The organism is Rhizobium leguminosarum, from assembly GCF_001679785.1.
GTDB lineage: Bacteria > Pseudomonadota > Alphaproteobacteria > Rhizobiales > Rhizobiaceae > Rhizobium > Rhizobium leguminosarum_R.
In genome coordinates, this window is sequence record NZ_CP016286.1 from 3721460 (window position 1) to 3739174 (window position 17715).

The 17715-nt window shown below is 61.8% G+C and carries 18 protein-coding genes; 4 read left to right on the forward strand and 14 right to left on the reverse strand.

The genetic code is table 11. The features are described from left to right. Positions 1-112 precede the first annotated feature (112 nt). The gene (locus BA011_RS18230) at positions 113-850 is read left to right on the forward strand and encodes a sugar transferase (RefSeq protein WP_065281483.1); all 738 of its coding nucleotides are present in this window, start codon (positions 113-115) and stop codon (positions 848-850) included. Between the two features lie 123 nt (positions 851-973). Here the strand turns inward: BA011_RS18230 and BA011_RS18235 are convergent, their stop codons facing one another. From BA011_RS18235 to BA011_RS18270, 8 genes are all read right to left on the reverse strand, one after another. After that, positions 974-1381, reverse strand: coding sequence for a F0F1 ATP synthase subunit epsilon (locus BA011_RS18235; protein ID WP_012759246.1), 408 nt, complete (start codon positions 1379-1381; stop codon positions 974-976). Further along, entirely contained in the window at positions 1381-1620 is a 240-nt protein-coding gene (locus tag BA011_RS18240; RefSeq protein WP_003543462.1) for a hypothetical protein, read from the reverse strand. Before BA011_RS18240 ends, BA011_RS18235 begins: the two co-directional genes overlap by 1 nt. Continuing rightward, complete coding sequence (gene atpD, locus BA011_RS18245; RefSeq protein ID WP_017962360.1) at positions 1620-3056, reverse strand: F0F1 ATP synthase subunit beta; 1437 nt, start codon at positions 3054-3056, stop codon at positions 1620-1622. The genes BA011_RS18240 and atpD overlap by 1 nt, the downstream gene beginning before the upstream one ends. A 23-nt stretch (positions 3057-3079) precedes the next feature. After that, a complete protein-coding gene (locus BA011_RS18250) occupies positions 3080-3964 on the reverse strand; it encodes a F0F1 ATP synthase subunit gamma (RefSeq protein WP_065281484.1) in 885 nt (294 codons plus the stop codon). A 28-nt stretch (positions 3965-3992) separates the two neighbouring features. Beyond that, positions 3993-5522 (reverse strand): F0F1 ATP synthase subunit alpha, encoded by a 1530-nt coding sequence (gene atpA / locus BA011_RS18255; RefSeq protein WP_027666860.1) that lies wholly within the window; start codon positions 5520-5522, stop codon positions 3993-3995. Then, positions 5522-6088, reverse strand: coding sequence for a F0F1 ATP synthase subunit delta (locus tag BA011_RS18260; protein WP_012759251.1), 567 nt, complete (start codon positions 6086-6088; stop codon positions 5522-5524). The genes atpA and BA011_RS18260 overlap by 1 nt, the downstream gene beginning before the upstream one ends. A gap of 255 nt (positions 6089-6343) precedes the next feature. Continuing rightward, positions 6344-6733 (reverse strand): DUF4345 family protein, encoded by a 390-nt coding sequence (locus tag BA011_RS18265; protein WP_065281485.1) that lies wholly within the window; start codon positions 6731-6733, stop codon positions 6344-6346. A gap of 80 nt (positions 6734-6813) precedes the next feature. Then, a complete protein-coding gene (locus BA011_RS18270) occupies positions 6814-9030 on the reverse strand; it encodes a primosomal protein N' (RefSeq protein WP_065281486.1) in 2217 nt (738 codons plus the stop codon). Positions 9031-9349: 319 nt separating this feature from the next. Here BA011_RS18270 and BA011_RS18275 point away from each other — a divergent pair, with 319 nt between their 5' ends. Further along, positions 9350-10282 (forward strand): dihydrodipicolinate synthase family protein, encoded by a 933-nt coding sequence (locus tag BA011_RS18275; protein ID WP_065281487.1) that lies wholly within the window; start codon positions 9350-9352, stop codon positions 10280-10282. Here BA011_RS18275 and BA011_RS18280 read toward each other — a convergent pair. Further along, positions 10263-10760, reverse strand: a complete 498-nt coding sequence (locus BA011_RS18280) for a GNAT family N-acetyltransferase (protein ID WP_065281488.1) — start codon at positions 10758-10760, stop codon at positions 10263-10265. The two genes, BA011_RS18275 and BA011_RS18280, sit on opposite strands and share 20 nt — an antisense overlap. Before the next feature lie 14 nt (positions 10761-10774). After that, positions 10775-11725 (reverse strand): GNAT family N-acetyltransferase, encoded by a 951-nt coding sequence (locus BA011_RS18285; protein ID WP_065281489.1) that lies wholly within the window; start codon positions 11723-11725, stop codon positions 10775-10777. 139 nt (positions 11726-11864) lie between these two features. Between BA011_RS18285 and BA011_RS18290 the strand changes: the two genes are divergently transcribed. After that, positions 11865-12800 carry a tyrosine recombinase XerC gene (locus tag BA011_RS18290; RefSeq protein WP_065281490.1) on the forward strand — a complete coding sequence of 312 codons (936 nt, stop codon included), beginning with the start codon at positions 11865-11867 and terminating at the stop codon, positions 12798-12800. Between the two features lie 183 nt (positions 12801-12983). Next, a complete protein-coding gene (locus BA011_RS18295; RefSeq protein ID WP_065281491.1) occupies positions 12984-14060 on the forward strand; it encodes a TraB/GumN family protein in 1077 nt (358 codons plus the stop codon). Between the two features lie 118 nt (positions 14061-14178). Here the strand turns inward: BA011_RS18295 and lpdA are convergent, their stop codons facing one another. The 4 genes from lpdA to BA011_RS18315 form a co-directional block, all read right to left on the reverse strand. After that, the gene (gene lpdA, locus BA011_RS18300; protein WP_065281492.1) at positions 14179-15585 is read right to left on the reverse strand and encodes a dihydrolipoyl dehydrogenase; all 1407 of its coding nucleotides are present in this window, start codon (positions 15583-15585) and stop codon (positions 14179-14181) included. A gap of 93 nt (positions 15586-15678) precedes the next feature. Continuing rightward, a complete protein-coding gene (locus BA011_RS18305) occupies positions 15679-16431 on the reverse strand; it encodes an SDR family oxidoreductase (protein ID WP_065281493.1) in 753 nt (250 codons plus the stop codon). Beyond that, positions 16428-16958, reverse strand: a complete 531-nt coding sequence (locus tag BA011_RS18310; protein ID WP_065281494.1) for a hypothetical protein — start codon at positions 16956-16958, stop codon at positions 16428-16430. The genes BA011_RS18305 and BA011_RS18310 overlap by 4 nt, the downstream gene beginning before the upstream one ends. Further along, positions 16955-17704, reverse strand: a complete 750-nt coding sequence (locus tag BA011_RS18315) for a DUF4241 domain-containing protein (protein WP_065281495.1) — start codon at positions 17702-17704, stop codon at positions 16955-16957. The genes BA011_RS18310 and BA011_RS18315 overlap by 4 nt, the downstream gene beginning before the upstream one ends. Positions 17705-17715 lie beyond the last annotated feature (11 nt).

Genomic DNA, 17715 nt, shown 5'->3' on the forward strand with positions numbered 1-17715 from the left:
TGGCGTCTTTAGGGTTATCAAATTCTTATTTATACCGATGACAAACGATACGTGACCATGTATTTGTCTCCTTGTTGTTCAGTATCGCATCTAAGCTTGTGGACCTTGCGTAATGAATGCTTTTACTTCGAAGACGAATCCACGCTTCGATCCGTCTCAGCGTCAGGACAAGATCAAGACCCTGGTTATAGCGAACTCCAACATTCGCCAGCCGGATAGCTTTTCCCTCGTCGAAAGAAAAATGGCCGTGCGGCTGGGCATAAAGCGGTTGATCGACATCGTCGCCTCAGTCAGCGCTCTCATCGTGCTGGCGCCGCTTTTTCTGGCAATCGCTCTTTTCATCAAACTCGACGATGGTGGTCCGGTATTTTTCCGCCAGATCCGCTGGGGGCTGAACGGTCGGAAGATCACGGTCTTCAAGTTCCGGTCGATGCGCGCGGAAGCGTGTGATCCCAGCGGCATTCAACAGACCGTCAAGGGCGACAGCCGGGTGACCGGCATCGGCGCGCTGCTCCGCAAGACCAATATCGACGAGCTGCCGCAGCTTTTCAACGTCCTTAGGGGTGAGATGTCGTTGGTCGGCCCGCGCTGCCACGCCATCAATATGCGGGCGGCCGGCCGGCTCTACGAGGAGCTGGTGCCGGACTACCACCACCGCCACATCATGCGCCCCGGCATCACCGGTCTTGCGCAGACACGCGGCTGGCGCGGCCCGACGGCACGGCCGCTGGAAGCGCGCGCTCGCATTGCCTGCGATATTTATTATGTCAGGAATTTCAGCCTGCTGCTCGACCTGAAGATCCTGTTCAAGACGGTCGTTATCGAGCTGCGCGGCGGCACCGGCTTCTGAGACGACCCGGCACGTCGACAAAAGCGGCCTATCGGCCGCTTCTTCATTTCATTTCAAGCCGGAGAAACAGACACAAAAAAGGCGGCTGTCGCAGCTGCCTTTCATCGTCGCAACCGGTTGCGATCAGTCTTGTTGAACGACGCCGCGCAGATGCGTCAGTTCCATGATGAAGTGCTCGAGCTTCGACTTGTGCTCGTGCAGTTCGGCGTGTTCGAGTTCCTTGCGGGCGGCCTCGATGCGGCGCGTCAGTTCGTCCTTATGGAGTTCCTCGACCGGAACCGCGGATTCGGCAAGCAATGTGCAGCCGGTCGGCAGGATATCGGCAAAACCGCCGAACACCACGTAGTCCTGCTTCTTGCCGGAAGCCGAACGCACGCTCACGACACCCGGCTTGATCGTCGTCATCGTCGGCGCATGGTTTGCCATGACCGTCATCTCGCCTTCAGTCGCGGGGATGACGACCTCGGTCACCATCTCCGACAGCAGCAAACGCTCCGGCGAAACGAGCTCAAAGTTGAAATTGTCAGCCATCAGTGACTTACCTTCTCGGCTATGGCTTTCGCATCTTGCAATTTAGTCCCGCAGAACGGGCAGTGCATTATCGCTTGATCGAGATAACCGAGGCCTTCCTCGCTCTGGACCAGACCTACCACCATCATCAGCACGCCATTATCGGCGCGGTAGACGGTTGGCGCTGCTGGTTCCGGAAGATCCGCCACGACCCCTTTCAAGGAGTCGCAGCAGAATATCTCGTCTAGCGCATCGCTCATTAAGCAGCTGCGAGCTTCTTGGCCTTTTCGACCGCTTCTTCCATCGAGCCGACCATGTAGAAGGCAGCTTCCGGCAGATGATCGTATTCGCCGTTGACGAGGCCCTTGAAGCCCTTGATCGTGTCTTCGAGAGCAACCAGCTTGCCCGGCGAGCCGGTGAAGACTTCGGCGACGAAGAACGGCTGCGACAGGAAACGCTCGATCTTGCGGGCGCGGGCGACAGCAATCTTGTCCTCTTCGGACAGTTCGTCCATGCCAAGGATCGCGATGATGTCCTGCAGGGCCTTGTAGCGCTGCAGCGTAGACTGCACCTTACGGGCGACGTCGTAATGTTCTTCGCCGACGACCATCGGGTCGAGCATGCGCGACGTCGAGTCGAGTGGATCGACCGCCGGGTAGATGCCCTTTTCAGCGATCGAGCGCGACAGAACCGTCGTTGCGTCAAGGTGAGCAAACGAGGTCGCCGGCGCCGGGTCGGTCAAGTCGTCGGCCGGAACGTAGATGGCCTGAACCGAGGTGATCGACCCAGTTGTCGTCGTGGTGATGCGCTCCTGCATCTGGCCCATGTCGGTTGCGAGCGTCGGCTGATAACCAACGGCCGACGGGATGCGGCCGAGCAGAGCCGACACTTCGGAACCTGCCTGCGTGAAGCGGAAGATGTTGTCGACGAAGAACAGAACGTCCTGACCCTGGTCGCGGAAGTGTTCGGCGACAGTCAGGCCGGTCAGGGCGACGCGGGCGCGGGCGCCCGGCGGTTCGTTCATCTGACCGTAAACAAGTGCCGCCTTCGAGCCTTCGCCGCCGCCGTGCTTGTTGACGTTCGATTCGATCATTTCGTGGTAGAGGTCGTTGCCTTCGCGGGTGCGTTCACCGACGCCTGCGAAAACCGAGTAACCACCATGCGCCTTGGCGACGTTGTTGATCAGTTCCATGATCAGAACGGTCTTGCCGACGCCGGCGCCGCCGAAGAGGCCGATCTTGCCGCCGCGTGCATAGGGAGCCAGAAGATCGACGACCTTGATGCCGGTGACGAGGATCTGCGATTCCGTCGACTGCTCGACATAGGACGGTGCATCCTGGTGGATGGCGCGCTTGTGAGCGGTGACCAGCGGACCGGCTTCGTCGACCGGCTCGCCGATGACGTTCATGATGCGGCCGAGCGTCTCGTTACCGACCGGAACCATGATCGGAGCGCCGGTATCGGCGACTTCCTGGCCGCGGACGAGACCTTCGCTCGAGTCCATCGCGATGGTACGGACGACGTTTTCGCCAAGGTGCTGCGCAACTTCGAGAACCAGGCGGTTGCCGTGGTTGGTGGTTTCCAGCGCGTTCAGGATCTTCGGCAGTTCGCCTTCGAACGCAACGTCGACGACGGCGCCAATAACCTGGGTGACTCTGCCGACAGAGCCGATCTTGGGGGTAGCTGCCTCAGCCATTTTCTGACCCTCTTTTCCTAGCCTCAGAGCGCTTCCGCGCCCGAAATGATTTCAATGAGTTCCTTGGTGATCTGCGCCTGACGCTGGCGGTTGTAGCTCAGCGTCAGCTTGTTGATCATCTCACCGGCATTACGCGTCGCATTGTCCATAGCGCTCATCTTGGCGCCCATCTCGCCCGCGACGTTCTCAAGGAGCGCGCGGAAGACCTGGACGGAGATGTTGCGCGGGATCAGATCTTCGAGGATCGATGCCGGATCCGGCTCGTATTCGTAGACGGCGCCTGCATGTGCGGCATCTTCGGTCTGCACAGCTCCCGTTGAAGCCGGGATGAGCTGCTGCGCCGTCGGGATCTGGCTGATCACCGACTTGAACTCGGAATAGAACAGCGTGCAGACGTCGAACTCTCCGGCAGCATACATCTCGATGATGCGCTTGCCGATCTGGTCCGCATTCTCGAAGCCGACGCGCTTGACGTCGCGCAATTCCTTGCGCTCGATGATGAGCGAGGCGAATTCGCGGCGAAGGATGTCGTGACCCTTCTTGCCGACGGTGAAGATCTTCACCGTCTTGCCTTCGGCAAGCAGCTTGCGGACATGTTCGCGTGCAAAGCGTGCGATCTGCGAATTGAAACCGCCGCAAAGACCACGTTCGGCCGTGCAGACCACCAGCAGATGGATCTTGTCCTGGCCGGTGCCGGTCATCAGCGTCGGTGCGCCGTCGGCATCGGTGACGGCCTTGGCGATGTTCGCCAGAACCGCACCCATGCGCTGCGAATAAGGCCGGGCGGCCTCGGCCGCCTCCTGCGCACGCCGAAGCTTCGCCGCGGCGACCATTTTCATCGCCTTGGTGATCTTCTGCGTCGCCTTGACGGAGGCGATCCGGTTTTTCAGATCCTTAAGTGAAGGCATCCGTGATCCGTCCTAACTTAGGGCCTGATTACGAGAAAGACTTTGCGAAGCTATCGAGAGCAGCGGTGAGCTTGCCCTTGGTATCGTCGCTGATTGCCTTTTCCGTGCGGATCGCGTCGAGGATGGCGGAGCCTTCCGAACGCAGATATGAGAGGAAGCCCTGCTCGAACTTGCCAACCGAAGCGACCGGCAGCTTGTCGAGATAGCCGTTGACGCCTGCAAAGATCACGGCGACCTGCTCTTCCGTCTTCAGCGGCGAGAACTGCGGCTGCTTCAGGAGTTCGGTCAGGCGTGCGCCGCGGTTCAGCAGGCGCTGCGTCGCAGCGTCGAGGTCCGAACCGAACTGGGCGAAGGCGGCCATTTCGCGATACTGGGCGAGTTCGCCCTTGATCGAGCCGGCAACCTGCTTCATCGCCTTGATCTGTGCCGACGAGCCGACGCGGGAAACCGACAGACCGACGTTCACGGCTGGGCGGATACCCTGATAGAACAGGTCGGTTTCAAGGAAGATCTGGCCGTCGGTGATCGAGATGACGTTGGTCGGAATGAAGGCCGACACGTCGTTGCCCTGCGTTTCGATGACCGGCAGAGCGGTCAGCGAACCGGCGCCCTTGTCGTCGTTCATCTTCGCAGCGCGCTCGAGCAGGCGCGAGTGCAGATAGAAAACGTCGCCCGGATAGGCTTCGCGGCCCGGCGGGCGGCGCAGCAGCAGCGACATCTGGCGGTAGGAGACGGCCTGCTTGGACAGGTCGTCGTAACCGATGAGCGCATGCATGCCGTTGTCGCGGAAATATTCGCCCATGGCGCAGCCGGCAAACGGAGCCAGGAACTGCATCGGCGCCGGATCGGAAGCGGTGGCGGCAACGATGATCGAATACTTCAGCGCGCCGCGCTCTTCGAGCACTTTGACGAACTGGGCAACGGTCGAACGCTTCTGGCCGACGGCGACGTAGACGCAGTAAAGCTTTTCGCCTTCCGGACCGTTGTCGTGAATGGCCTTCTGGTTGAGGAAGGCATCGAGAAGGATCGCGGTCTTGCCGGTCTGGCGGTCACCGATGACCAGCTCGCGCTGGCCGCGGCCGACCGGGATCAGCGCGTCGATGGCCTTGAGGCCGGTCGACATCGGCTCATGAACCGACTTGCGCGGAATGATGCCGGGAGCCTTGACGTCGACGCGCGAACGGCGCGTCGCGTTGATCGGGCCCTTGCCGTCGATCGGATTGCCGAGCGCGTCGACGACGCGGCCGAGCAGTTCCGGACCGACCGGAACGTCAACGATGGCGCCGGTCCGCTTGACGATGTCGCCTTCCTTGATGTCGCGGTCGGAGCCGAAGATGACGACGCCGACATTGTCGGATTCGAGGTTCAGCGCCATGCCGCGGATGCCGCCCGGGAACTCGACCATTTCACCGGCCTGGACATTGTCCAGACCATAGACACGAGCGATACCGTCACCGACGGAGAGAACCTGGCCGACTTCCGAGACTTCTGCCTCTTTGCCGAAATTTTTAATCTGGTCTTTGAGAATTGCGGAAATTTCCGCGGCGCGGATATCCATCAGCCAACCTCTTTCAATGCGAGCTTAAGGGTAGAGAGTTTGGTACGAAGAGACGTATCAATCTGACGAGACCCGACCTTCACGATCAGACCACCAAGAATTGACGGATCAACCGTGACGGCAATCGTCACGTCCTTGCCGGTAACGCTCTTGAGTGCCACCTTCAATTCGGTTTCCTGCGCTTGTGAAAGCGCATGCGCCGAGGTGACCTCGGCGGAGATTTCACCACGATGGTTCGCGGCGATGATGCGGAAGGCCTTGATCATGCCCGGCAGGGCGAACAGGCGGCGGTTACGCGCCACGACCTTCAGGAAATTGGCGAAGAAACCGCTGATGCCGGCCTTCTCGCTGATGGCGACGATCGCCTTCAGCTGGTCTTCAGCGGAAAAAACCGGGCTTGCGACGAAACGCTTCAGATCGGCGCTCTCATCCAGCATCGCCTGGAAATGGTCAAGATCGGCGGTGACGCTGTCGACGGCGCCCTGCTCGAGCGCCAGTTCGAAAAGCGACGAGGCATAGCGTTCTGCAACACCAGAAGTAAGCTGGGACGTGTCTGCCACTGGCACAAATTTCCCTGATTTCAACCCAAAATCCGGCTCTCGGCGGGCGCCGAACCTATGATCTTGAATTCGTTTTGATTTCCCCCAGAAATCACAAGAGAAGCCTCTTGCTTCTTCCGAAATTCGGGGTCCGTCTAACATAGGATGTTCGGACTCGCAACACGCGTAATGCCCGAATACGCCTTTCACATGAATTTCTGTCTGCAAAATCGCGCAATGGCCTGAAAGCAGGCCAAAGAAGCCACCTGACAGGAGCGAGAGTCACGTCTGGGTGAAGCCGAAGACATAGAACAGCGGTAGCGCGGCCAAAGCGATTTGCACAACCAGGAGTAAATAGTTGACGAGATTACTCCCCTTATCGGACAGGATCGAGATGACGCGGGCAAAGGCAGCCATCGCGAAGGAGGCGCCGAGCGCCATATAGATCCAGTCCTGGGCGAGCATGATCGCCGACAGCCCGAAGCCGAGATAGAAACCGCCCATCGAGCGCCCCTCGCCGAAGCCTTCCGGCCGCCCCTCCTGCGCCTGCAGACCGAGAAGACGGAAAGTCTGGCCCGGCGCGAACATCATGATGAAGCCGGCGAGCGCCGTGAAAGCGGCGGAGCAAAAGGCAAGCTGCTCGCCAAACTCGGTCGGAAAGTAAAACTCCATGCCTCAGCCCCAAATCACCCGGATGAATCAGTGTTTTATGGCATGGGCCGAAAACGGAGGGAATGGCGGCCTTATTTGATTTAGAGAAAACTCTGCGGATCGATATCCAGCTGCACCTGCACCGATCCGCGCTCTTTGGGCGATTGCGACAGCATCGCCCGGAGGAACCCCTGCATGTCCGAGTTCCGCCGGCCGTGCACCAAAAGACGGAAACGGTGGCGGCCGCGCACCAGCGCGAGCGGCGCTTCGGCCGGGCCGAGCACCGAGATGCCCGACACCTGCGGCGCGGCGTTGCGCATGCCGCGCGCATGGTTTTCGGCGTCGTGGCGGGTTTCAGCCGAAACGATGATCGAGGCGAGCCTGCCGAAGGGCGGCAATAGGGCGCGTTCGCGTTCGGTGATCTCGCGCTCGTAGAAGGCGTCAGAATCGCCGGAAACGATTGCCTGCATGACAGGATGCTGGGGCTGATAGGTCTGCAGCAACCCATGGCTCTTGAGGCCAGTGCGCCCGGCCCGGCCGGTCACCTGCGACAACAGCTGGAAGGTGCGCTCGGCCGCGCGCGGGTCGCCATTGGCAAGGCCGAGATCGGCATCGACGATGCCGACCAGCGTCATCAGCGGAAAATTGTGGCCCTTGGCGACAAGCTGGGTGCCGATGACGATATCGGCCTCGCCCTTGGCGATCGCTTCCAGCTCCAGCCGCAGCCGCTTCACTCCGCCCATGATATCCGAGGAGAGAACGATCGTCCGCGCCTCCGGAAAATGCCGTTCCACCTCCTCGGCGATGCGCTCGACGCCTGGCCCGCAGGCGACGAGATGGTCGAGCGTGCCGCATTCCGGGCACGCCTCCGGCGTGCGCTCGGCATGGCCGCATTGGTGGCATTGCAGCTGCTTGCGGAAACGATGCTCCACCAGCCAGCTCGAACATTGCGGGCATTGGAACCGGTGGCCGCAAACCCGGCAGAGCGTCAGCGGCGCATAACCGCGCCGATTGAGAAAGAGCAGCGCCTGTTCGCGCTTTTCCACGGTCTTACCGATCGCCCGGATCAGCACCGGCGACAGGAAGCCGCCCCGCTCGGGCGCGTGCCGGCGCATATCGACCAGATGCAGGTCCGGCATCGCCGCATCGCCGAAACGCGTCGGCAGGTGGACGGTGCTGTAGCGTCCGCTCTGGCCGTTGACCTGGCTTTCGACCGACGGCGTCGCCGACACCAGGATGACGGGGAAATCGCCGATGCGGCCGCGCACGACGGCCATGTCGCGAGCATTGTAGAAGACGCGATCCTCCTGCTTGTAGGCGGGATCATGTTCTTCGTCGACGATGATCAGGCCGAGATCCTCGAAGGGCAGGAAGAGCGCAGAGCGGGCGCCCGCCACGACCCGCACTTCGCCGGTCACCGCCTGGCGCCAGACCTTTTCGCGCATGCGCGGCGCAAGATCAGAATGCCATTCGGCAGGCTTTGCCCCGAAACGGTCCTGGAAGCGCTCCATGAAACTGGCCGTCAGCGCGATCTCCGGCAGCAGGATCAGCACCTGCTTGCCGCGTTTCAGAGTCTCGGCAATCGCCTCGAAATAAACCTCCGTCTTGCCGGAGCCGGTTACCCCGTCGATCAGCGACACCGAAAATTCACCCTTGCGGACATCGGAAACGATCTCTTCAGCCGCCTGCTTTTGCGGCCCTTCGAGACGTGCTGCGGCAAAATCCGGATCCGGCATCGCAACGACCGGCGGCGGCGGCAGGAATATCGCCTCAAAAATGCCGAGCGTGATCAGCCCGTCGACAACACTCGTCGAGACACCTGCCGCATGCGCAAGACCGCTGCGTGTCCAGGAAAAGCCGTCGGAGGCGGTATCGAGCACCCGGGCGCGTGCCGGCGTCATCCGCTCCGGTTCGCCGCCGACGAGCTTCAACCCCTCCACCATCGGTTCCGGCTCGAAGGCGTTCGGCGCCCGAAGCGCCATGCGGGCGACGAGGCCGGGCGGCGAGAGCGTATAGGTCGCCACCCAATCGATAAAGTCCCGCATCTCCCTGGCAAGCGGCGGGCAGTCGAAGACATGGCTGATCGGCCGAAGCTTCTTCGGATCGATGCCGTCCTCGCCGCCGTCCCAGACGACGCCGATCACCTGCCGCGGACCGAGCGGCACCTGCACGACCGAGCCGGGCTCGACCGCCATGCCATCCGGCACCGAATAGGAATAGGGTTTCGGCGCCGGCATCGGCACCAGCACGGGAACCGTTCGGTTCGCGGGCGGTGCCTCAAAAAGCGCGCCAAAGAGATCGGACGAATCTGTGCTCATCGCGCGAGACCATGCCCGCAAATCGATGGAATTGGAACCGCAAAGACGGAGCGACACGTTCCGGGTCGTCGCGACGATTTGAAGATCGAGCCCGGTTACGGTGGTGGCGAATTTGCCTCAGCTCTCTACGGTCACGCCCTTGCGCATGATGACCACGCGATCACAAATGGAGTATGCGATCACAAGCGCACGGCATGCCCGATGACGCCGAGCTGGTTGAGACCATGCATGCCGCCATCGACGATCGCACGATTGCCGAAAAGTTTTTTGTTCGAAATGCCGAAGCGCTGTTCTTCGGCCGCTGAATTGGAGAGCACCAATGGCCAGACTGACCGAAGATGCCAAGGGCGTCTATGTGATCGCCGTAACCCCCTTCACCGATGACGGCGCCCTCGATCTCGCCAGTATCGACAGCATGGTCGATTTCTACGAAGGCGCCGGCGTCACCGGCCTGACGGTGCTTGGTCAGCTCGGCGAGGCTCCGAAGCTGACCGCCGAGGAATCGCGGACAGTCGTCGAACGGGTGTTGAAGCGCCTCGACGGGCGGCTCCCCGTCGTCGTCGGCGTTTCGGCGCCGGGGCTTGCGCCGATGAGCGAACTCGCCGAAGCCGTCATGGGTGAGGGTGCGGCCGGCGTCATGGTCGCGCCACCTTGGACCGTCAAGACCGACGATCAGGCTTTCGCCTTCTACCAGTCGGTCGGCGAGGCCCTGGGCGATACGCCCTTCGTGCTGCAGGATTATCCGCTCACCACCAATGTGACGATCGCGCCCAAGGTCATCGAGCGCATCGTCAACGAGGTACCGAACTGCGTCATGCTCAAACATGAAGATTGGCCGGGTCTCTCGAAGATCTCGGCACTTCGCGCCGCCAGCGACAAGGGCGCCATGCGGCGCATCTCCATCCTTTGCGGCAATGGCGGGCTTTTCCTGCCCGAAGAGATGGGCCGCGGCGCCGATGGCGCAATGACCGGATTTTGCTATCCTGAGATGATGGTCGGCGTCGTCGAGGCCTATACAGCCGGAAATGCGGATCGCGCCCATGAGATCTTCGACGCCTATCTGCCGCTCGCCCGCTACGAACAGCAGCAGGGCATCGGTCTTGCCTCGCGCAAATATGTGCTTGCCAAGCGCGGTGTGATCAAGTCCGCCACCCTGCGCAAGCCGGGCGCCAAGCTCTCGGCGCTCGATATTGCCGATGTCGAGCGCTTGCTGGCGCGCCAGGCCATCCGCCTCAAGGAGATCGGTGCGTAACACGCCGGCGCAAATCCGAAGCCGCTGGATCATCGCTATGGTGCTGCAGCGCGAGCAGATGCGTATGTCCATCTCGTTCGTCAGGCTGAAACCCGAGCGTCTCCCAGAACCTCACCGCACCATCGTTTCCCGCATGAACGGTGACGACGGTGCAGCAGGACCACGCATAGTCGAGCAGAGCCAGAGCAAGCATCCGGCCGATGCCGCGCCCGCGCATTGCAGGACGAATGTAGAAACGCCGCATCCGCAGCGCCCCTGACATGGCGGGGTCGACGGTCATGCCGCCGATGCCGGCGAGCTCCCCATCGGCATAGGCGCCAAGCAGCCTTTCGCCGTCACGATCGAACCTGACGGCGCCGGTCGACCATTCGTCGATAAGGCGGGCGACATGGCGATGGCCCTCCCGCCGGGCCTCGCTTTCAAGATCTGCGATCTCCTGCGGCAACCGATCGCAGATCCGGCGGATATCGATCGTCATGGCAATGCCGGTGGTTAGATTGCAGGAACCGGAATCTCGCGGCGCGTCGCCGCAATCGGCAGGCCGACCGGCATGAAACTCGCGTCGCCATCCCTAGCCATGTCGTGCACCGTATGTTTCTCCAGCGCTTTCGTCACCTCGTTGAGGTCGCCGTCCAGCTGCTCGGCCGGAATTAGGTTGCCGATGATGAAATCGAAGCGGTCGCCGCGTTTGTTCAGCAGTTCGTGGAACACGGTCATGTCGCGAAGCTCGGTCGACCATTTCGCCAGCCAGTAGAACAGGCCGGAATTGCGTGCCGTCATATGAACGGGCAGGATCGGCAGATTGTATTTGCGCGCCAGCCCGACGGCCGAGGTCTTCCACGGACGTTCATTCAGACGGCCGTTCGCCCAATAGGCGATACGGCCTGAGGGAAAGAGCACTGTCGCCTTGCCTTCCTTCACCGCATGGTTGGTCAGCTGCAGTGTCTCACGCGCTTTCAGCTTGCTCTTGTGCTCCTCCCGCCATTCCACGGGGATGATCATCTCGGCAAACCGCGGATTGACGCGGATGGCATCGCGATTGGCGAAGAACATCATGTCCGGCCGGCGCGTTTTCAAGAGATCGAACACGGCAACGCCGTCGGCAATGCCGGTCGGATGGTTGCTGACGAGGATGAAGCCGCCGGTATCGGGAATGCGTTCGCCATTGGTGATGCCGATATCGAGTTTCAGCACGGCGCTCAGATATTCGAACGACTGGAAGCCCGGCATTTTGGCGACCGCATTGGCAAATTCGAGCGCCTTGTTGTAACGCAGCAGCGTGTAGAGGAACGGCCGCATGACCGGCCAGAGCGGATTTTTCACGATCCTCTGGCCGCGTTCGGCAATCAGCGTATCGACGATATGACCGGGCTTTCCCTGTGAAACGAGAGCGATCGCTTCCGCGAGCTGTCCGAAAGCCGTCATGGAATCGCGCCGTGCCATGAAAGATCCTGTCTATGGGGTATAAGCTATCGCAATAGAATATGATCGAAGGATGACAAAGGCTTGGCCGGCATTAGCAATTCCATAACTGTTCCTGCTCCAAATTGGCGGACTTGAAGGCAAAATCAAGGCCCGCAACGTGAACGAACTGCTTGTTATCGCCGATCAGCGCCTGATGACGGAACGGGCCGCATGGCTCGAAAACCTCGCCAGTGAGCGCCGTCTTTCCGAGCACACGCTTGACGCCTACGAGCGCGATACCCGCCAGTTTCTGACCTTTCTGACCGGCCATCTCGCCGGCCCGGTGACGCTTGGCGATATCAGGGAGTTGCGCTCCGCCGATTTCCGCGCCTTCCTGGCGGCCCGGCGCAAGCAGGGGTCCGGCGCCCGATCGCTCGGCCGCAATCTCGCCGGTCTTCGCTCGCTGCTGCGCCATCTCGAAAAGAAGGGCCTGGTCAATGCCGCCGGTGCTGCTGCGGTGCGCTCGCCGAAACAGCCGAAATCGCTGCCCAAGCCGCTGTCGGACACCCAGGCGATCACCGTCGTCAGCGACGACGCCCAGCTCCATGACGAACCCTGGATTGCGGCGCGCGATGCGGCGGTTATGACGCTGCTCTACGGCTGCGGCCTGCGCATCTCCGAAGCGCTGGATCTTACTCCCGCCGACCTGCAGAAGGGCGCGACGACTCTCCGCATCACCGGCAAGGGCAACAAGACGCGGCTGGTGCCGCTGCTGTCTGTGGTCTTCGATGCCGTCGAGAGATACCGAGCGCTCTGCCCATACCATCTGGAAAGCGCAGAACCACTGTTTCGCGGCGCCCGCGGCGGCAAGCTGCAAGCGGCGATCATCCAGCGCACCATGCAGAAGATGCGCAGCGCCTTCGGCCTGCCGGAGACGGCGACACCGCATGCATTGCGCCACTCCTTCGCCACCCATCTGCTTGCCGGCGGCGGTGATCTGCGGACCATCCAGGAATTGCTCGGCCATGCCAGCCTTTCCACAACGCAGGTCTATACCGGCGTCGATGCATCGCGGCTGCTCGAGGTGTATGATCGGGCGCATCCGCGCGCCTAGCGCATTCGGCCCGGAGATCGGAATCGATTTTTGGAAAGCACGATGCGTTGACTTAAAGTGCATCGCCATGAATCCGATTTGATGTAATGCACTTTAAGTTTCGTTAAGGCATTCTCTTAAAGGAATATGCGCAAGCCGGGCGTAGAGCATGAACGCACAAGGCATGTGATCGGAACACCCATCATGACGACATCAATCGGCCGCCGGACGTCTTACCTCGCAGTGCCGGCCAATCTGTTGCTCTGGCTGATCGCAGCCTTTCACATGCTGCTTCTTGCCGCCCTGTTTGCCGCCTTCCTGACGGCAAGGCCGGCAGCGGCCGAAGACGTCGCCTGCACCGGCCGCAATCTGATGGTCGAGCTGCAGCAGAACGACCCCGCCCGCTATGCCGAGGCGCTGAAAGAAGCCGACGCCACACCGAACGGCAAGGGCATCTTCTGGAGGATCGAGAAGCCGGGATTGGCACCCTCGTGGCTGCTCGGCAGCATGCATGTCACCGATCCGCGCGTGCTGGCCCTGCCGCCGCGCGCCCAGGCAGCCCACGACACCGCCGACACGATCATTATCGAATCCGACGAGATCCTCGATGAGCGGAAGGCGACCGCCGCCCTGCTCGCAAAGCCGGAACTGACGATGTTCACCGACGGCACGACGATCGACAAGCTGCTTTCCCCCGAGGACTACAAGCGTCTCGAAACCGGCCTCAAGCAGCGCGGTATCCCGATCAGCGCCGTTTCCCGGATGCGGCCCTGGATGATTTCGAGCGCCGTCGCCCTGCCGGCCTGCGAAATCGCCCGCAAGGCAAAAGGCGCGCAATTCCTCGACCAGAAGATCGCCACCGATGCCATTGCCGAAGGCAAGCAGGTCAAGGGGCTGGAAACCCTTGCCGAGCAGATCCAGGCCATGGCCGATCTGCCGGTCGAATTCCATCTGAAATCGCTGATCCAGACGCTGGAACTCGGCGACAAGATGAGCGACGTCGTCGAGACGATGACCGACCTCTACCTCTCCGGCGACATCGGCATGACCATGCCGATACTGAAAACCGTGACACCGGAGGAGGAAGGCGAAAACAGCGATTATGCCGCCTTCGAGCAGCGCGTCATCCTTGACCGCAACAAGGTGATGGCCGAGCGCGCAGCGCCCATCCTCAACAGCGGCAACGTCTTCATGGCCGTCGGCGCCCTGCATCTGCCCGGCAAGGACGGCGTCATCGAACTGCTGCGCCAGCAGGGCTTCACCGTCACTGCGGTGAACTGAGCCCGCCGGCGGTCATTCGACCAGGCACGCTGCTTTCCAACAGCGCCGATACGCACCCAATAAAACAGCCGCCTGCCTCACGGCAAGCGGCTGTATGCGTTATTACGAATAGGTAAGATCACATATGGATCGGCTTGAAGAAGGTTGCGAGCGCAGCCTCTTTCACCGCTTCCGACATTGTGGGATGCGCGTGGCAGGTACGGCCGAGATCTTCCGACGAACCGCCGAACTCCATCAGCACGGTGATCTCGTGGATCATCTCGCCGGCGCCGAAGCCGACGATATGGCCGCCGAGCACCCGGTCGGTTTCCTTGTCGGCAAGGATCTTGACGAAACCGTCCGTCGCCAGCATCGCACGCGCCCGGCCGTTCGCCGTGAACGGGAACTTGCCGACCTTGTAGGCGACGCCTGCCGCCTTCAGCTCTTCCTCGGTCTTGCCGACGGAAGCGATTTCCGGCTGGGTGTAGACGACGCTCGGAATGACCTCGTAGTTCACATGGCCATGCTGCCCGGCGAGGATTTCGGCAAGCGCCACGCCCTCGTCTTCCGCCTTGTGCGCCAGCATCGGACCCTTGACCACATCGCCGATCGCATAGATGCCGTCGACATTGGTCTTGTAGTGACCGTCGATCTCGACGCGGCCGCGATTGTCGAGCGTAACACCCGCCTCTTCGAGGCCGAGACCCACCGTATAGGGCTTGCGGCCGGTGGCGATCAGCACGACCTCCGCGTCGAGCGTCACCTTGTCGCCGCCCTTGACCGATTCGAAGGTGACCTTGGCGCCCTTGTCGCCCTTTTCGACGCCGGTGACCTTGGCGCTGAGATTGAAATCGATGCCCTGCTTGGCCAGCATACGCTGGAACTGCTTGGAGACTTCGCCATCCATGCCGCCAAGGATGGTATCGAGATATTCGACGACGGTGACTTTGGCGCCGAGGCGCGACCAGACGGAACCGAGCTCGAGCCCGATGACGCCGCCGCCGACGACGATCAGCGTTTCCGGCACCTTCTCCAGCGCAATGCCGCCGGTGGACGAGATGATCGTCTTTTCGTCGATTTCGACCTGCACGCCGGGAATGCCGGCGACGTCGGAGCCGGTGGCGATGACGATGTTCTTGCCTTCGATTTCCTGCACGTTGCCGTCATCGGCGGTGACGGAGACCTTGCCGGCAGAGACGATCTTGCCGGTGCCCTGGAAGGCATCGATCTTGTTCTTCTTGAAGAGGAAGGCGACGCCATCGACATTCGACTTCACCGTCGCATCCTTGTGGGCCATCATATTGCCGAGATTGAGCGTCGGCGCCGGGACGTCGATACCGAGGGCGCTCATCCCGTGGCCGGCCTGATGGAACATTTCGGAGGCATGCAGCAGCGCCTTCGACGGAATGCAGCCGACGTTCAGGCAGGTGCCGCCATAGGTCGCCCGCCTTTCGACGACGGCGACCTTAAGGCCAAGCTGGGCCGCCTTGACGGCGCAGACATAGCCGCCCGGACCGGTTCCGATAATGATCACATCGTAGGACATTGCTTCTTTCCCTTTGGATTTTTGTTTAATCGGCCGCGCGATATCAGGCCGAGGAATTCGATAATATATTGCAGCTGTTTTTCGCCCGTTGTTCTAGCGGCCGCCGCTCACATTGAGGATCGCGCCGGTGATATAGGAGGCCGAAGGTGACAGAAGATAGAGGATCGCATCGGCCACCTCCTCGGGCGTGCCCGCGCGCTGCATCGGGATCGACGGCGCCAGCTCGCGTGGCCGATCCGGCAGGCCGCCGGAGGCATGAAGGTCGGTTTCGATGACGCCGGGCCTTATCGCATTCACGCGGATACCCTCGGCTGCGACCTCACGCGCCAGCCCGACGGTGAACGTGTCGATCGCCGCCTTCGAGGCGGCATAGTCGACATACTGCGTCGCAGAACCGAGGACCGCCGCCATCGACGAGATGTTGACGATCGCCCCGCCCTTGCCGCCGTGCCGGCTCGACATGCGGCGTATGGCCTCTGCCGCGCAGAGTATCGACCCGGTCACATTGACGCGCAGCATGCGCTCGATCCGCTCTACCGACATCTCGTCGACGCGCTGGGGATAATCGACGATGCCGGCATTGTTGACGAGCCCGTCGAGCCGGCCGAAATGCCGATCGACTGCCGTGAACATCGAGACGATATCCGCAGCCTTGCCGACATCGCCCTGGATCGCCACGGCCTCGCCGCCATCCTCGACGATCGCAGCGACGACGGCATCCGCGGCTTGACGGTTGGCGGCGTAGTTCACCGCGACACGCCAGCCCTGGCGCGCTGCGAGCCGTGAAGCCGCAGCGCCGATGCCTCGGCTTCCGCCGGTAATGAGAACAACAGGTGTATCGCTCATGTCGCACACTCCTTGAAAACCAGCACGTCCCACGGTGCCACCACGGCCTTGCCCTCGCCCCAGGCGCTGGATTCGCGGATGGCGGGACCAAGGCCGGGAAGCACGAGCTTTTCCGCCGCCTCAGCGCCTTCGGGCTGCAGGTTGTCCATCTCGCCCTCGGCATCCATGCCGTAGACGGCGCCCTGCCAGACGGTGCAGGCATCGAGATCGGCGCCGGTCGCATCACCTTCGGGACAGTTGAACATCAGGATGCCGATGGCGCGCACCGGATCTTCCGATGGCATGACATAACCGTCCATCACGACTGGTGTCTTCAGTGCGCTGACCTTGAACTGGTTGCTGGCGGCAGCCGATGGAGAATTCAGCGGTGCAAAGCGCAATTCATAGGCACCGTCGCGATCGGCGTAGACGGCCTGTTCCTGCTTGCATGCGGCAGCGAAGGTGGACGCCGGAACGACGAAAAACGCGGCGGCTGCGATTGCAGCCACGCCTGTCCGTCTCGCCGTGATCCTGATCCTTCCTCTCATTGCAGCTTCGGCTCCTTGCGCCCGTCGGCATTCTCGACAACGCTGAAATCCGTCAGCAGCACCAGCGCGCGGCCATCCCTGTCGAGCCCCCAGAAGACCGGATAGAAACCGTCGCCCCAGCCGCTCCAGAACACCGCGACATTGCCTCGCCTGCCAGCGACCGGCCGGTGCAGCGCATAGATGCCCTTGTTGGCGTCGAGGTCCGACGCCAGCACGTCGTCGTAATAGTTGACGTCGGAATTCGGTTTCTGCGCTTGCACCTGCTCTTCGCGTTCTCTGATCAGATCAAGCGTATCGGCATCCATGTAGCAGCCGAGGCCGGCATCGACGGGGTAGCCGAAGATCTCGCCGTCCTTCAGCGTCGCCGGGTCCTGCCCTGGCAGGACCGCAAGCTCCCAACGATCCGGCTTGCCCTCGGCAAACCGCATGCTGGCAGCGGCGATGCGCCCGAAGGCCTGGTAGAGCGTCACCGGATAGTCGCCCGGCGCAACCGTTCTTGCGAGCGCCGGACGGTCGGGCTGGGCGAGCGGATCGGCGGCAACGATGCGCCCCGAGGTCAGCTCGACATTGCCCATATGGATCGCGCCGATCGACCGGCCGGAGAGTTGGGCATCGCTGAGTGCCACCAGCTCGAAATTGCTGCTTGCCTTGCTGATGTCCCAGCCGGCAGCCGATGCGGCGACCGGAATATGCGCGGCGGCAGCGCAAAAAAGAAGGCGCGCCGCTCGCATGATCCGGTTCCGCATCGAAAGCGCTC

Bases quoted from the DNA above. Each gene is read 5' to 3' on its own strand.
- BA011_RS18230 (WP_065281483.1), top strand. From the start codon at position 113: ATGAATGCTTTTACTTCGAAGACGAATCCACGCTTCGATCCGTCTCAG.
- BA011_RS18235 (WP_012759246.1), bottom strand. From the start codon at position 1,381: ATGGCTGACAATTTCAACTTTGAGCTCGTTTCGCCGGAGCGTTTGCTG.
- BA011_RS18240 (WP_003543462.1), bottom strand. From the start codon at position 1,620: ATGAGCGATGCGCTAGACGAGATATTCTGCTGCGACTCCTTGAAAGGG.
- atpD (WP_017962360.1), bottom strand. From the start codon at position 3,056: ATGGCTGAGGCAGCTACCCCCAAGATCGGCTCTGTCGGCAGAGTCACC.
- BA011_RS18250 (WP_065281484.1), bottom strand. From the start codon at position 3,964: ATGCCTTCACTTAAGGATCTGAAAAACCGGATCGCCTCCGTCAAGGCG.
- atpA (WP_027666860.1), bottom strand. From the start codon at position 5,522: ATGGATATCCGCGCCGCGGAAATTTCCGCAATTCTCAAAGACCAGATT.
- BA011_RS18265 (WP_065281485.1), bottom strand. From the start codon at position 6,733: ATGGAGTTTTACTTTCCGACCGAGTTTGGCGAGCAGCTTGCCTTTTGC.
- BA011_RS18270 (WP_065281486.1), bottom strand. From the start codon at position 9,030: ATGAGCACAGATTCGTCCGATCTCTTTGGCGCGCTTTTTGAGGCACCG.
- BA011_RS18275 (WP_065281487.1), top strand. From the start codon at position 9,350: ATGGCCAGACTGACCGAAGATGCCAAGGGCGTCTATGTGATCGCCGTA.
- BA011_RS18280 (WP_065281488.1), bottom strand. From the start codon at position 10,760: ATGACGATCGATATCCGCCGGATCTGCGATCGGTTGCCGCAGGAGATC.
- BA011_RS18285 (WP_065281489.1), bottom strand. From the start codon at position 11,725: ATGGCACGGCGCGATTCCATGACGGCTTTCGGACAGCTCGCGGAAGCG.
- BA011_RS18295 (WP_065281491.1), top strand. From the start codon at position 12,984: ATGACGACATCAATCGGCCGCCGGACGTCTTACCTCGCAGTGCCGGCC.
- lpdA (WP_065281492.1), bottom strand. From the start codon at position 15,585: ATGTCCTACGATGTGATCATTATCGGAACCGGTCCGGGCGGCTATGTC.
- BA011_RS18305 (WP_065281493.1), bottom strand. From the start codon at position 16,431: ATGAGCGATACACCTGTTGTTCTCATTACCGGCGGAAGCCGAGGCATC.
- BA011_RS18310 (WP_065281494.1), bottom strand. From the start codon at position 16,958: ATGAGAGGAAGGATCAGGATCACGGCGAGACGGACAGGCGTGGCTGCA.
- BA011_RS18315 (WP_065281495.1), bottom strand. From the start codon at position 17,704: ATGCGGAACCGGATCATGCGAGCGGCGCGCCTTCTTTTTTGCGCTGCC.